Genomic DNA, 13,893 nt, shown 5'->3' with positions numbered 1-13,893 from the left:
GCCATGTTGATCGACAGCCATTGTCACCTCAATTACAAGGGCTTGGTCGAGGATCAGGCCAATGTGCTGGACCGGTCGCGCGCGGCGGGCGTCGACCTGATGCTCAACATCGCGACGCGGGAAAGCGAATGGGACGCGGTGCTCGATACCGCGGTGCGCGAGAGCGATGTGTGGGCGACGGTTGGCATCCATCCGCACGAAGCGGACGAGCATCCCCATGTCGATACCGCCAAGCTGATCGAGCGCGCGGCGCACCCGCGCGTCGTCGGCATCGGCGAAACCGGGCTGGACTATTATTACGACCATAGCGACCGCAAACGGCAGCAGAAGAGCTTCCGGTCGCATATCGCCGCCTGCCGCGAGACCGGCCTGCCGCTGATCGTCCATACAAGGGACGCGGAGGAGGACACGATCCGCATCATGCGCGAGGAGATGGAGCAGGGGGCCTATTGCGGCGTGATCCATTGCTTCACCGCCAGCGGGGTCTTTGCCGATGCGGCGATGGCGCTGGGTTTCTACATCAGCATTTCGGGAATCGTCACCTTCAAGAATGCCAGGGACCTGCAGGAAACGGCGGCGCGGCTGCCGCTCGACCGGCTGCTGGTCGAGACGGACTCGCCCTTTCTCGCCCCCGTGCCGCACCGGGGCAAGCCGTGCGAGCCGGCCTATGTTGCCGACACGGCGCGTTTTCTCGCCAGCTTGCGCGGCGAAAGCGTCGAACAGCTGGCGGCGGCGACGTCCGCAAATTTTCGCACCCTCTTCGCCAAGGTCGCATGAGCCTGAAGCTCACCATGCTGGGCAGCGGGACATCCTCTGGGGTGCCGCGCATCGGCAATGACTGGGGCGCCTGCGATCCGCACGAGCCGAAGAACCGGCGGACTCGCGTATCCATCCTGGTCGAAAGCGCGACCACGCGCATCCTGGTCGATACGTCGCCCGACATGCGGGCGCAACTGCTGACCGCCGACGTCGTCCATATCGATGCGATACTGTGGACACATGACCATGCCGATCACAGCCATGGCCTGGACGATGTGCGCCAGCTTTATCATCATCGCGGCACGCCGGTTCCCGGCTATGCGCGGGCGCAGACGCTGAAACTGCTGAGGCAGCGCTTCGCCTACGCGTTTGAGGGACGGCATAGCTATCATCCCACGATCGCGGCGGAGGTCCTGCCCGACCGGCTGCGGATCGGCGACATCGACATCGACTGCGTCGACCAACCCCATGGGGAAATCTACTCGACCGGATTCCGCTTCAGCCATGGCGGCAAGTCCATCGGCTATGCCACGGATTTTCATGCGCTGACGCCGGAGATGCTGGCGCTGTATCACGGGCTGGACCTGTGGGTGGTCGATGCCTTGCGCGAAAAGCCGCATCCCACGCACGCGCACCTGGCGCTGACGCTGGACGGCATAGAAGCGGCCCGGCCCGGCCGCGCGATCCTGACGCATATGGACCAGAGCATGGATTATGCGACGCTGTGCCGCGCGCTGCCCGGAGGCGTAGAACCGGGCTATGACGGCCTGGTCGTGGATCTGGGCCGAGACGCGCGAGGGGACGCGCGAGTGGACGCACAGGGGGGCTGATGAACGGAACGGATCAGGCGGCATCGACCATCTGGTATCTGCTGGCGCTGGTGCTGGTCGGATCGGCGCTGGTCGGCCGGCAGCTGGCGTGGAGCAGCCTGTGGCGGATGGTGCTGCTGTGGGTGGCGATCTTCGCGGCGTTGCTCGGCCTTTTCAAATTCGCGCAAGGCCAGGGCTTTCTGACCGGACGCTGGGCGGAGGAGGGCGAGGTCGCCGCGCCCGTGGATGCGCCGGCCGAAACGCCCGAAGCCCGCGCGGAGGGGCAGGTGCTGCGCATCCCGGTCGCGCCCGACGGCCATTATTGGGTCGAGGGGCGGGTCAACGGCACGCCCGCGCGCTTCCTGATCGACAGCGGCGCGTCCGTCACCGCCCTGTCGGAAAACAGCGCCCGCGCTGCGGGGCTCAACTATGATGTCGGCGCACCGGGCGTCGTGATGACCACGGCCAACGGCCGGATCGAAGCGCGCCGGTCCAGCATCGCGACGCTCGCCATCGGGCCGATCCGCGCCAGCGACCTGCCTGTCGTCGTCTCCCCAGCCTTTGGCGATGTCAATGTGATCGGCATGAACATGCTGTCCCGCCTGGACAGCTGGGGCGTGCAGGGCGGCGAGATGGTGCTGAAGCCATGACGGACAGCGGCACCGCGCCGACCCAGCGCCAGCGGCTCAAGGCCATCATCGGCGGCTCCACCGGCAATCTGGTCGAATGGTATGACTGGTATGCCTATGCCGCCTTCACCCTCTATTTCGCGCCGCACTTCTTCCCCAGCGAAGACCGCACCGCCCAGTTGCTGAGCGCTGCGGGCATTTTCGCGGTCGGGTTCCTGATGCGGCCGATCGGCGCCTGGCTGATGGGCGTCTACGCCGACCGGCATGGGCGCAAGAGCGGGCTCACCCTGTCGGTGGCGCTGATGTGCGCGGGATCGCTGCTGATCGGGGTGACGCCGGGATATGAGACGATCGGCGTCGCCGCGCCGTTGCTGCTGGTGCTGGCGCGGTTGATGCAAGGGCTGTCGATCGGCGGCGAATATGGGGCGAGCGCCACCTATCTGTCGGAAATGGCTGGCCGCAGCCGGCGCGGCTTCTTCTCCAGCTTCCAATATGTGACGCTGATCGCAGGGCAGCTGGTCGCGATCTGCGTGCTGTTGCTGCTTCAGGCGACGTTGACCGAGGCGCAGCTCGACGCCTGGGGCTGGCGCATTCCCTTCTTCATCGGCGGAGCACTGGCGATCATCGTCTTCTGGCTGCGGCGCGGGCTGGCGGAGACGCAGAGCTTCGCCAATGCGCGGGCCGAGGGTGGGCCGCGATCGGGCTTCGTCGAGCTGGTCACGCGCCATCCGCGCGAAACGCTGACGGTGATGCTGCTGACCGCGGGCGGGACGATCGCCTTCTATGCCTACAGCATCTACATGCAGAAATTCCTGGTGAACACAAGCGGCCTCAGCCGCGAGGCCGCGTCGCAGATCAATGCTGTGACGCTGTTCCTGTTCATGCTGCTTCAGCCCGTAGCGGGGGCCTTGTCCGACCGGATCGGGCGCAAGCCGCTGATGATCGGCTTCGGGGTTCTGGGTGTGATCTGCACCTATCCGATCTTTTCCACGCTGGCGCGGACCACCGATCCCGTCATCGCCGGCCTGCTGGTGATGGCCGGGCTGGTGATCGTCACGGGCTACACGTCGATCAACGCGGTGGTGAAGGCCGAGCTGTTCCCGGCGCATATCCGGGCCCTCGGCGTCGCGCTGCCTTATGCGCTGGCCAATACGCTGTTTGGCGGGACGGCGGAATTCGTCGCCTTGTGGTTCAAGCAGGCCGGGATGGAACAGGCCTTCTATATCTATGTGACGGTAATGATCGGGCTTTCGCTCGGCGTTTATGTGCGGATGCGCGACACGGCCAAGCACAGCCTGATTCACGAGGATTGACGCGTGAAGCAGACAGCGAAAGCGACAAGTGCGCGGCATAGTCGCATGGTCGGGTGTTTTACATAATATATATTATCGGACTTCTTCTTGGGGCTGGTCAGGTGTGCGCCGGCCGCTTATTCCCGCCGCATGATTTCCCTCCTTTCACTCCGGAACCCTGGATGACACGACCTAGCCCTGCCGACATCATGCCGCTGGCCAACGTGATGGCGCGGCTGCGCGATCCGGACATTGGATGTCCGTGGGACATCGCGCAGGATTTCGCGTCGATCGCGCCCTACACGATCGAGGAGGCCTATGAGGTCGTGGACGCGATCGAGCGGCGCGACATGGAGGCGCTGCGCGATGAACTGGGCGACCTGCTGCTTCAGGTGGCCTTTCACAGCCGCATGGCCGAACAGGCCGGGCATTTCTCGCTTCAGGACGTGATTGACGGCATCACTCGCAAGATGATCCGCCGCCATCCGCATGTCTTTGGCGAAGGTGTCCGGCACGAAGACGGGCATGCGCAATGGGAGGCGATCAAGGCGGCCGAACGTGCGGAAAAGGAGCCTGATCCTAGCGCTCTGGCGGGCGTAGCCTTGGCCCTGCCCGCGCTGCTTCGCGCCGAGAAATTGCAGAAGCGGGCGGCGCGCACGGGGTTCGACTGGCCCGATACGGACGGCGTAGTCGCAAAGATCGAGGAGGAACTGGCGGAAGTCGCCGCCGCCTCGACCGATGCGGAACGGACGGAGGAAGTCGGCGACCTGCTCTTCGCCGTGGTCAACCTGGCCCGCCATCTCAAAGTCGATCCCGAAGCCGCGCTGCGCCAGGCCAACAGCAAGTTCGACCGCCGCTTCCGGGCAATGGAGCATATGGCGGGCGACGACTTCACCGCCCTGTCGCTGGACGCCAAGGAGGCGCTGTGGAGCCGGGCGAAGACGGAAGAACGACGCTGAGGCGGACCTCCGCCCTCACCCCTCGCCGCGCTTGGTGAAGCGGGCGAAGGCGGCGTCGGAGAGGCGGACGTCGATGCGGGTTTCCTCGCCTTCGACCGTCGTCGACAGAACCTCGCCATGTTCATGCAGCCAGGCGAGCGCCACGCCGTCCGACACGGGAATGCGCAAGCCGTAGATTTTCGCGCCGCGCGTCATCCGATCGCTGATGGTGCGCTGAAGCAGGTCGACGCCCTCGCCGGTCAGAGCCGACAGGATCACGACATCGTCGCGCCGGGACGCCTGTTCGCGTACGAGCGCGGCCGTCTCCGCATCCAGCAGGTCGAGCTTGTTCCACGCCTCGATGATCGGCGGCGGCTCCGGGTCCCCCTCCCCGCGCTCCAGCGCCGCTTCGCCGGTGACGCCGAGTTCGCCGAGCACGTCCAGCACATCGTCGCGCTGCGCTTCGCTGTCGGGATGCGCGATGTCGCGGACATGGACGATGAGGTCGGCGGACAGCACTTCCTCCAGCGTTGCGCGAAACGCGGCGATCAGCTGGGTCGGCAGGTCGGAGACGAAACCGACCGTGTCCGACAGGATCGCCTTGTCGAGGCCCGGCAGCGTGATCTGCCGCATGGTGGGGTCGAGCGTGGCGAAAAGAAGATCCTCCGCCATGACGTCAGCACCCGTCAAGCGATTAAATAAAGTCGATTTTCCGGCATTGGTGTAGCCGACCAGCGCAATCACCGGCCAGGGCGCGCGCTGGCGGCGGGCTCGGTGAAGCCCGCGGGTGCGCGTCACCTGGTCCAGCTCGCGCCGGATCTTGGCCATGCGATCGCGGATCATGCGGCGGTCCGCCTCGATCTGGGTTTCGCCCGGACCGCCCAGGAAGCCGAAGCCGCCTCGCTGCCGTTCGAGGTGCGTCCAGCTGCGCACCAGACGCCCAGCCTGATAGTCGAGATGCGCCAGCTCGACCTGCAGCCGCCCTTCATTGGTGGCGGCGCGCTCGCCGAAGATTTCGAGGATCAGGCCGGTGCGGTCGATGACCTTGGCCTCGCAGGATTTCTCCAGATTGCTTTGCTGCACCGGCGACAGGCTGTTGTCGACGATGATCAGTTCGGCCTCTTCCTGCCGCGCGAGCGTCGCGATCTGGTCCACCTGGCCGCTGCCGAACAGGGTCGCGGGCTTGCGGTCGCGCACGCGAAAAGCCTGGGCGGCGCGGACGTCGATGCCGATGGCCAGCGCAAGACCGCGCGCCTCCTCCAGCCGCGCCTCGCTGTCGCGCCGGTCGGCGCCATGGGTTTCGGCATGGACAACGATCGCGCGCGCGCCGCGCGAGACTTCGTCCTGAGAGTCACGGTTGAAGACGGCCATGGAAGGTTCAACGCCTCAAAATGCAGCATGCTCCCGAACCGGCTGCATCCAGCCCATCAGACTGGAGCGCCGCCCGTTCGGGAGCATGACATTGTCAGTGGAGCGGATCGGAAGGATCAGTCGTCCTGCTCATTCTCGCCAGTGAGGTCGAGCGCATGGAGCGGCTGAACCGTCGAAATGGCGTGCTTGTAGACCAACTGGACCATGCCGTCGCGCTCCAGCAGCATGCAGAACAGGTCGAAGGCCGCGATCTCGCCCTGAAGCATGACGCCGTTCACCAGGAACATCGTCACCGGGCTGCCGGACTTGCGCACCGCTGACAGGAAGATTTCCTGCAGCAGCCGGGGCTTGCCGTTGCCGTCGCTCGATTTGCGCAGATCGGTAAGGTCCATAGACTGGGCCGGCATCACCGTGGAAATGGCGTGCTTGTAGACCAGCTGCGACTGGCCATCGCGGCGCAGCAGCACGGAGAAATTGTCGAACCAGGTGATGATGCCCTGAAGCTTCACGCCCTTGACCAGGAACATGGTCACCGGGGTCTTGCTCTTGCGCAGGCTGTTCAGGAAGATGTCCTGAAGATTATTTACTTTGTCGGCCATGGTCGTCGCCAGTCCTATATTCTTGGCGGGACGTTACCCGCTCTTCGCACCCTTAAGCAGGGCGTCTTGCCTGCCCCCGCGCACCGGAGGCCGAGCGGTTCTACCGCAATTGCGAAGAGGCGTCCACCGGCAAAGGGCAGCGCCCTAGTCCTTGTCCTCAGTGATGCCCAGCAGCTTGAGCTTGCGGTGGAGCGCCGAGCGTTCCATGCCGATGAAGGTCGCGGTGCGCGAAATATTGCCGGAAAAGCGCCGGATCTGGATGCGCAGATATTCGCGCTCGAAGCTTTCCCGCGCTTCGCGCAGCGGCGCGCCCATGATGGCGGACTGGCCAATTCCCTCCCCGCCGCCGCTGCTGGTGAGTTCGGACGGCAGCATGTCCAGCTCGATCCGGCCGATGCGGTCGCCCGGCGCCAGGATCATCGTGCGTTCGATGACGTTGCGCAGCTGGCGGACATTCCCGGGCCACTCATTGGCCTGCAGCGCGGCCATGGCGTCGCTGGCGATTTCGGGCGGCGGCACGCGACGGTCGGCGGCGAAGCGGGCGAGATAATGTTCGACCAGCGGCGGGATGTCGTCGCGTCGTTCCGACAGCGGCGGGATGGCGAGCGGCACGACATTGAGGCGATAGAAGAGATCTTCGCGGAAGCGGCGCTCCTCAATCTCGCTGGCGAGGTTGCGCGCGGTCGAGGAAATGACGCGCACATCCACCTTGACCTGGCGCTGGCCGCCGACGCGCGTGAAGCTCTGGTCGGTCAGCACGCGCAGGATCTTGCCCTGGGTGGTAAGCGGCATGTCGGCGATCTCGTCAAGGTAGAGGGTGCCGCCATGAGCCTGTTCCAGGAATCCGGGGCGGACCAGGCCGCTCGGATCCTCGATGCCGAACAATTCCTCCTCGACGCGGTCCGGGTCCATGCGGGCTGCGGCGACGATGATGAAGGGCGCGTCGGCCCGGCCGCTCCAGCTGTGGAGCATGCGCGCAGCGACTTCCTTGCCGACGCCGGCGGGGCCGGAAATGAGGACGCGGCTGCCGGTGCCCGCCACTTTCTTGATCGTGGCGCGCACGCCGTTGATCGCGGCCGAGGTCCCGGTGAGTTCGTCATCCTGGCCGAAGCGGGCGCGCAGCACCTGATTTTCGCGCCGCAGCCGTTCCGTTTCGGTGGCGCGGGCGACGAGGTGGAGCAGGCGGTCGGCCTCGAACGGCTTTTCGATGAAGTCGGCCGCGCCCTTGCGGATGGCGGCGACCGCCGTGTCGATATTGCCGTGGCCCGAAATCATCAGCACGGGCACGGTCGGGTCCCGACGCTTGATCTCTTCGAGCAATTCCAGCCCGTCCATGCGCGATCCCTGAAGCCAGACATCGAGCAGCACAAGCGAGGGACGGCGCGTGTCGAGCGCATCGATCGCGCTGTCGCTGTTGGCCGCCGTCCGGGTCGTGAACCCCTCATCCTCCAGCACACCCGCGACCAGATCGCGAATATCCTCTTCATCGTCGACAATCAGAATATCAAGCGCCATGGGCCGTCACTTTTCCCTTGGGCAGCGGTAATGGCTGCCCCTCTTCCAGTTTTTCCAATGCTCTCGCGGCGAACCGCAGGGTCACGCACGCGCCGCCGCCTTCGGCATCATCGAAGCGGATTTCCCCCAGATGTTCCTCCACGATCTTCTTGACGATGGCGAGGCCCAGACCCGTCCCCTTGGACCGCGTGGTCATATAGGGTTCGAGGATGCGATCCCGCTCGGGCGGCAGGCCGATGCCATCGTCGCGCACCGTGATGACGATGTCCTCGCCATCCTGCGCCAGCGCCATGCGGACATGGCCGCGCGGGCCGCCTTCATCGGGATCGGCTTTGGGTTCAATGGCTTCGACGGCATTCTTGACGATGTTCGTCAGCGCCTGCCCCAGCTGGCGGCGATCGCACACCATCTCCAGGTCGCTCGTTTCCGCCGCATATTCGAAGCGGATATCGGGATGGGCGACCTCGTGCAGAAACAAGGCATGGCGCGCAATGTCGCCGATCGCCTCGCGCCGGAAAACGGGCTTTGGCATGCGCGCGAAGGACGAGAATTCATCGACGATACGGCGCAGGTCACCCACCTGGCGCACGATAGTGCCAGTGAGGCGGCTGAAGGTCGCCTTGTCGCTCGTCACTTCCTCGGCATAGCGGCGCTGGAGCCGTTCGGCGGCAAGCTGGATCGGCGTCAGCGGGTTCTTGATCTCATGCGCGATGCGGCGCGCGACATCGGACCAGGCGGCGCGACGCTGGTCGGACAACTGCTGGGTGATGTCATCGAAGGTCAGGATGTGGCGCGAGGCGTCGCGCGCCAGCTTGACCGCCAGCGTGCGCAGATCGCCATGGGCGCGCACCTGGACGATGCCCGCATCCTCGTCCGACGCGACGAAGTCGGCCAGTTCGGGCGAAATATCCGCCAGCCGCCGGCCGACCGGATCATCCCCCTCCTCCACCAGGATCGCCGCCGCCGAGCTGTTGAGCAGCAGCACGACGCCCTCCAGGTCGACGGAGAGCACGCCAGCGGTCACGCCCGACAGGATGGCCTCGATAAAGGCGCGGCGTTCGTCGAGTTGGCTGTTGGCGGCGACGAGCGCGCCGGTCTGGGCTTCTAGCCGCTGGGTCATGCGGTTGAAGGCGGACGCCAGCGTGCCGATTTCGTCCCGGCTGAGCGGGCTGGTGACGCGCGCGGACAGGTCGCCCGCGGTGATGCGCCGCGCCGCCGTCACCAGTTCATTCACCGGCCGCACCATCCAGTCGGCCACGGCCAGCGCGATATAGACCGCGATCCCGACCAGCAGCAGCGATCCCACGAACAGCGCGACGTTGAAGCGCAGTTGCAGCGCGCGCGACTGGGCGGCGAAGATGTCGTAGTCGGCGATCACCTTCTGCGCTCGCTCGACATTGGAGAAGGAGGACGTGCCGGCGTTGCGGGTGGCGTAGAGATAGATTTTGGATTTGGGGTAGAGCAGCGTCACCGCCTCGACCTGGTTCGGTCTCGCCTGCACGACGATATCCTCGCCGGCCGCGAGCCGCCGGACGACATCGGGCGAAAGCATGTCGGACACGGGGCGGTTTTCGGGGTCGACGGTGGCGGCGGTGCGCGCGATGCCGTCTTTCCCGACCTCGATAATGGCGGAGCGGTTGAGTTTCCGCGTCACCACCTGATAGATGTAACCCTCGGCGAAGCGCGGGCTCGATACCTCGCTCTGGCTGAGATAATCGCGCAGATCGCCGGCCATGGTCAGTGTTTCGTCGCGCACCTCGCGCAAATTCTGCTCATAATAGCCGCGCGCCAGGTCGCTCGCATTTTGCAGCATGCCGCGCGCGCTGTCCGAGAACCAGAATTGCACGCCATATTGGAACAGCAGCGACGCAAAGATCACCACCAGCAGCATCGGCACGCTGGCGACGATCGAGAAGATCGCGACCAGGCGCACATGCAACTGCCCGTCGCTGCCGATGGCGGAGGCAGCGGCGCGGCGCTTGGCCACGCGCCGGCCGAGCAGCACCAGCAGCGCGATCGCCGGCACGAGATTCGCGACCAGCAGCAACGCCACGATCGGCGGCGTCAGCAGGGTGTAGGATTGGCCATTTCCCGACAGGAGATAATAGGTGAGGCCCGCCATGCCGAGGAAAAGCGCGAGCGTGACGCCTTCCACCAGCGCGGCCAGACGTCCCCCGCGCAGGAAAGGCGGTATCAGCCTCCGCCATGCGGGGGCCCGCCTGGGGAGGGTAGTCGCGCCGTTCATAGTGGCATTGTTACAACAAGCCCGTGCCCGTTCAAACACAGTATTTTCAGCGAAACCTGTCGCTGGTCGAGCCAGCCTGTCACTTCGTCCTGATTTGCCACCTATCGCCGTCAGTCGCCGATGCGCAATTGCAGCGGGTCGAGGCCATGTTCGGTCAGCTTCTTGCGCAGCGTGTTGCGGTTGATGCCCAAGAGCCCGGCGGCGCGGATCTGGTTGCCATCGACGCTGGACAGCACCTCTTCCAGCAGGACCGGCTCGATCACCGCCAGCAGATCGTCATGCAGCGCGCGCTGCGGCTGGCCGATGCCGATGCCCAGCTGCCGCTTGGCCCAATCGCGCACGGCGTGGACCAGCTGATCGGCCGGCGCGGCATAGTCGGCAGGCACCGCATCCATGGGGAGCATGTTCCTCAGCATGTCGGCCGTGATGATATTTTCCCGGCTAAGCACCGACAGGCGCTGCATCATATTCTGAAGCTCGCGCACATTGCCGGGCCAGTGCCACGCCATGAGCAGTTGTGCGGCGTCATCCGCCAGCGCCTTGCGCGGCAGCCCATCCTGCGCGGCGCGCTCCAGGAAATGGCGCGCGAGCAGGATCACATCCTCGCGCCGTTCGCGCAGCGGCGGCAGCGCGACCGGCACGACGTTGAGGCGATAATAGAGATCCTGACGGAAGCGCCCTTCGTCGATCAGCAGCGGCAGATGCTTGTTGGTCGCGGCGATGATGCGGACATTGACCCGCACCGGCTTTGATCCGCCCACCGTCGTGACTTCACCCGACTGGAGTACGCGCAGCAGGCGCGTCTGCGCTTCCATCGGCATGTCGCCAATTTCGTCGAGGAACAGTGTGCCGCCCTGCGCCTGTTCGAACTTGCCGGCGGTGCGGGCATGGGCTCCGGTGAAAGCGCCCTTTTCATAACCGAACAGTTCCGCTTCGATCAGTTCGCGCGGTATGGCGGCCATGTTGATCGCGACGAAGGGCTTGGTGCGGCGCTGGCCCAGGCTGTGGATCGCTTCTGCAACCAGCTCCTTGCCCGTGCCCGATTCCCCCAGCACCAGGATGGACAGGTCGTTGGACAGCACGCGGGCGATGGTGCGATAGACTTCCTGCATCGCCGGCGACCGGCCGACCAGCGGCAGCCCGTCATGGGGCAGGCCGCCCTCCCCCTCCAGCCCTTCGACGCTGTCGCGCGTGCCGAGCGCGTCGGATACGGCGCGTGTCAGTTCGTTGAGGTCGAACGGCTTGGGCAGATATTCGAACGCGCCCTTCTCGGTCGCGCGGATCGCGGTATTAAGCGTATTCTGCGCCGACAGGATGATGACGTTGAGGCCCGGCTGGCGCTCCAATATGTCGGCCACGCCGTCCAGCCCATCGCCATCGGGCAGCATCACGTCGGTGATGAGCACGTCCGGCGCGAAGCTGTCCATCAGCGCCGTGCGCTCGCGGATGGACGCCGCGGTTTTGACCTTGTGCCCCTGCCGCCGCAGCGCTTCGCCCACGACGACGCAGATGGCGGGATCGTCATCGACGACCAGAATGGCGCCCGTCGCCGCCATCAGGCCATGCCCATCGGCAGCAGGATGCGGAAGGTGGACTCGCCGGCCTCGGCATCGCGGGCATATTGGACGAAGCCGTTCATGTCGCGCACCAGCTTGTCGACCAGCGCCAGACCCAGGCCCTGCCCGTCGCGCTTTCCGGTGATGAAGGGATTGAAGAGATGGTCGAGAATATGGTCTGGCACGCCCGGGCCATTGTCGATCACCAATATCTCGATCGGCAGCACCGCGCTGCCCTTGCCGCCGCCCATCATCACCGAGACGCCATGCCGAAACGCGGTTTCGACCCGGATGAGCGGGCTTGGCACATGCTCCAGCGCTTCGGCGGCGTTTTTCAACAGGTTGATCATCACCTGCACCAGCGCATCATCGTTGATCGTAGCGAATGGCAGCGATGGATCATAATGTTTTATGATCTTTATGTTTTTTGCAAATCCTGCCGATGCGATGCCGGCTGCGCGATCAATCAGCGGGTAGATATTGCCGGGCCGGCATTCCAAGGTCCGGTCGGTGGTGAAATCCTGCATCCGGTCGATCAGCGCGGCGATGCGATCCACTTCGTTGCAGATGAGCTGGGTCAGTGCAGCGTCACGGCCGCCATGGCTGGATTCGAGAAGTTGCGCCGCGCCACGAATGCCCGACAAGGGATTCTTGATCTCATGCGCCAGGATGGCCGCTGCGCCCATGGCCGAACGCGCGCCGCCAGCCGACCCGCGATGGCCGATCTTGCGCGCCTGACTTTGCGCATGAACGGACACGACGCGCCAGCCATCATGATCGACGATCGGCGCGATCATCAGGTCCACCTCCATTTCCGCCGTGCGGCCGGCATGGACCTTGATGTCATAAGCGGCGACGGCCTTGTTGCTGTGCCAGATGTCGAAGCGCGCGCCCGCTTCGGCGATGCGGATGGTCCGCGCCACGTCGCTGCCGATGATCGCCGATCGCGCCATGTTGAGCAGCGTTTCCGCCCGGACATTGGCATCGGCGATGCTGTTGTCGGGCTTGACGATCAGCGTCGCCACCGGCAGCGCCGTCATCTGTTCGCCCAGCGAGGGTCCGTCCTGCACCATCCGAAGCGGCGGGACGGACGTCAGCGCGCCGGTCATGCCGCCTTGCGCAGCTCCGCAACATCGAGGCCGCTGGCAATCAGCGGCTCATAGAAGCGCGCCAGCATGTCGAGCACGGTGTCGGCGTCAGGCTCCTTATTAACGGCATTGCGGAACTCTGCCGATCCGGTCAGCCCCTTGGTGTACCAGCCGATATGCTTGCGCGCCATGTTGACGCCAGTGTGCCTGTCATAATGATCGAGCATCGCGTGATAATGCTCGACGATCACACGATATTGTTCCTCGAGCGAAGGATCGGGCAAGCGGGTGCCATCGGTCAGCCAGGCCATGACCTGGCCGATCAGCCAGGGCCGGCCATAGGCGCCGCGACCGATCATCACGCCATCCGCGCCGCTTTGCTCCAGCGCCATGTCGGCATCCTCGATCGAGCAGATGTCGCCATTGACGATGACCGGCAGCGCGACCGCATCCTTGACCTTGCGCACGAAGGCCCAGTCGGCCGAGCCCTTGTACATCTGGTTGCGGGTGCGACCATGCACGGTGATCAGCTTGGCGCCGAGATCCTCGGCGATATGGGCGAGTTCCGGCGCGTTCAGGCTGGCATGGTCCCATCCCATGCGCATCTTGACCGTGACGGGCACGTCGACCGCTTCGACCGTCGCCTTGATCAGCGAGGCGGCGAGCGGCAGGTCGCGCATCAGCGCGCTGCCCGCGTCGCCGTTCACCACCTTCTTGACCGGGCAGCCCATGTTGATGTCGATGATGGCGGCGCCGCGATCGGCATTGAGCTTGGCGGCTTCCGCCATTTCCACCGGCGAGCAGCCGGCCAGCTGCATCGACACCGGTTCCTCCAGCGGATGCCAGGCGGCCTTCTGCAGCGACTGGCGCGTTTCGCGGATCATCGCGGCCGATGCGATCATCTCCGTCACATTGAGGCCCGAGCCATAGCGCCGCACCAGCGTGCGGAACGGCATGTCGGTGACGCCGGTCATCGGCGCCAGCACGACGGGCATGTCGATGGTCACCGGACCAATGGAGATGGGAGAAAGCCTGCGCATGATCGTTACTTTGAAAGCTGCCTAAAAAACAGGCAGCCCTTAGCCGAAAAGG

At 65.2% G+C, this 13,893-nt stretch carries 12 protein-coding genes; 5 read left to right on the top strand and 7 right to left on the bottom strand.

The genetic code is table 11. The annotated features are described in order from the left end of the window. Positions 1–3 precede the first annotated feature (3 nt). From ACGGKE_RS03615 to mazG, 5 genes are all read left to right on the top strand, one after another. Entirely contained in the window at positions 4–777 is a 774-nt protein-coding gene (locus ACGGKE_RS03615) for a TatD family hydrolase (RefSeq protein WP_394440106.1), read from the top strand. Then, positions 774–1,589 (top strand): MBL fold metallo-hydrolase, encoded by an 816-nt coding sequence (locus ACGGKE_RS03610; RefSeq protein WP_394440104.1) that lies wholly within the window; start codon positions 774–776, stop codon positions 1,587–1,589. Before ACGGKE_RS03615 ends, ACGGKE_RS03610 begins: the two co-directional genes overlap by 4 nt. Further along, positions 1,589–2,218: a TIGR02281 family clan AA aspartic protease gene (locus ACGGKE_RS03605; protein WP_394440102.1), complete on the top strand. Its 630-nt coding sequence runs from the start codon at positions 1,589–1,591 to the stop codon at positions 2,216–2,218. The genes ACGGKE_RS03610 and ACGGKE_RS03605 overlap by 1 nt, the downstream gene beginning before the upstream one ends. Further along, complete coding sequence (locus ACGGKE_RS03600; RefSeq protein ID WP_394440100.1) at positions 2,215–3,510, top strand: MFS transporter; 1,296 nt, start codon at positions 2,215–2,217, stop codon at positions 3,508–3,510. Before ACGGKE_RS03605 ends, ACGGKE_RS03600 begins: the two co-directional genes overlap by 4 nt. Positions 3,511–3,671: 161 nt before the next feature. Continuing rightward, positions 3,672–4,448 carry a nucleoside triphosphate pyrophosphohydrolase gene (gene mazG / locus ACGGKE_RS03595; RefSeq protein ID WP_394440098.1) on the top strand — a complete coding sequence of 259 codons (777 nt, stop codon included), beginning with the start codon at positions 3,672–3,674 and terminating at the stop codon, positions 4,446–4,448. A 15-nt stretch (positions 4,449–4,463) separates the two neighbouring features. Here the strand turns inward: mazG and hflX are convergent, their stop codons facing one another. From hflX to dusB, 7 genes are all read right to left on the bottom strand, one after another. Beyond that, positions 4,464–5,798 (bottom strand): GTPase HflX, encoded by a 1,335-nt coding sequence (gene hflX / locus ACGGKE_RS03590; protein WP_394440096.1) that lies wholly within the window; start codon positions 5,796–5,798, stop codon positions 4,464–4,466. A 116-nt stretch (positions 5,799–5,914) separates the two neighbouring features. Beyond that, on the bottom strand, positions 5,915–6,397 hold the full coding sequence (gene hfq / locus ACGGKE_RS03585) for an RNA chaperone Hfq (protein WP_228166475.1): 483 nt from the start codon (positions 6,395–6,397) through the stop codon (positions 5,915–5,917). A gap of 144 nt (positions 6,398–6,541) precedes the next feature. After that, on the bottom strand, positions 6,542–7,912 hold the full coding sequence (locus ACGGKE_RS03580) for a sigma-54-dependent transcriptional regulator (RefSeq protein ID WP_394440093.1): 1,371 nt from the start codon (positions 7,910–7,912) through the stop codon (positions 6,542–6,544). Beyond that, positions 7,902–10,157 carry an ATP-binding protein gene (locus tag ACGGKE_RS03575; RefSeq protein WP_394440091.1) on the bottom strand — a complete coding sequence of 752 codons (2,256 nt, stop codon included), beginning with the start codon at positions 10,155–10,157 and terminating at the stop codon, positions 7,902–7,904. Before ACGGKE_RS03575 ends, ACGGKE_RS03580 begins: the two co-directional genes overlap by 11 nt. Before the next feature lie 110 nt (positions 10,158–10,267). Further along, a complete protein-coding gene (gene ntrC, locus ACGGKE_RS03570; protein WP_394440089.1) occupies positions 10,268–11,713 on the bottom strand; it encodes a nitrogen regulation protein NR(I) in 1,446 nt (481 codons plus the stop codon). Beyond that, the gene (locus tag ACGGKE_RS03565) at positions 11,713–12,822 is read right to left on the bottom strand and encodes a nitrogen regulation protein NR(II) (protein ID WP_394440087.1); all 1,110 of its coding nucleotides are present in this window, start codon (positions 12,820–12,822) and stop codon (positions 11,713–11,715) included. The genes ntrC and ACGGKE_RS03565 overlap by 1 nt, the downstream gene beginning before the upstream one ends. Beyond that, positions 12,819–13,841, bottom strand: a complete 1,023-nt coding sequence (gene dusB / locus ACGGKE_RS03560; protein ID WP_394440085.1) for a tRNA dihydrouridine synthase DusB — start codon at positions 13,839–13,841, stop codon at positions 12,819–12,821. The genes ACGGKE_RS03565 and dusB overlap by 4 nt, the downstream gene beginning before the upstream one ends. Positions 13,842–13,893: the final 52 nt, after the last annotated feature.

It is taken from the genome of Sphingobium naphthae, assembly GCF_043589935.1.
Taxonomy (GTDB): Bacteria; Pseudomonadota; Alphaproteobacteria; order Sphingomonadales; family Sphingomonadaceae; genus Sphingobium; species Sphingobium naphthae_A.
This window is presented reverse-complemented; position numbering and strand designations above follow the sequence as displayed.

Excerpts from the sequence above, each read along its gene's own strand:
- ACGGKE_RS03615 (WP_394440106.1), top strand. The coding sequence starts at position 4 with ATGTTGATCGACAGCCATTGTCACCTCAATTACAAGGGCTTGGTCGAG.
- ACGGKE_RS03610 (WP_394440104.1), top strand. The coding sequence starts at position 774 with ATGAGCCTGAAGCTCACCATGCTGGGCAGCGGGACATCCTCTGGGGTG.
- ACGGKE_RS03605 (WP_394440102.1), top strand. The coding sequence starts at position 1,589 with ATGAACGGAACGGATCAGGCGGCATCGACCATCTGGTATCTGCTGGCG.
- ACGGKE_RS03600 (WP_394440100.1), top strand. The coding sequence starts at position 2,215 with ATGACGGACAGCGGCACCGCGCCGACCCAGCGCCAGCGGCTCAAGGCC.
- mazG (WP_394440098.1), top strand. The coding sequence starts at position 3,672 with ATGACACGACCTAGCCCTGCCGACATCATGCCGCTGGCCAACGTGATG.
- hflX (WP_394440096.1), bottom strand. The coding sequence starts at position 5,798 with ATGGCCGTCTTCAACCGTGACTCTCAGGACGAAGTCTCGCGCGGCGCG.
- hfq (WP_228166475.1), bottom strand. The coding sequence starts at position 6,397 with ATGGCCGACAAAGTAAATAATCTTCAGGACATCTTCCTGAACAGCCTG.
- ACGGKE_RS03580 (WP_394440093.1), bottom strand. The coding sequence starts at position 7,912 with ATGGCGCTTGATATTCTGATTGTCGACGATGAAGAGGATATTCGCGAT.
- ACGGKE_RS03575 (WP_394440091.1), bottom strand. The coding sequence starts at position 10,157 with ATGAACGGCGCGACTACCCTCCCCAGGCGGGCCCCCGCATGGCGGAGG.
- ntrC (WP_394440089.1), bottom strand. The coding sequence starts at position 11,713 with ATGGCGGCGACGGGCGCCATTCTGGTCGTCGATGACGATCCCGCCATC.
- ACGGKE_RS03565 (WP_394440087.1), bottom strand. The coding sequence starts at position 12,822 with ATGACCGGCGCGCTGACGTCCGTCCCGCCGCTTCGGATGGTGCAGGAC.
- dusB (WP_394440085.1), bottom strand. The coding sequence starts at position 13,841 with ATGCGCAGGCTTTCTCCCATCTCCATTGGTCCGGTGACCATCGACATG.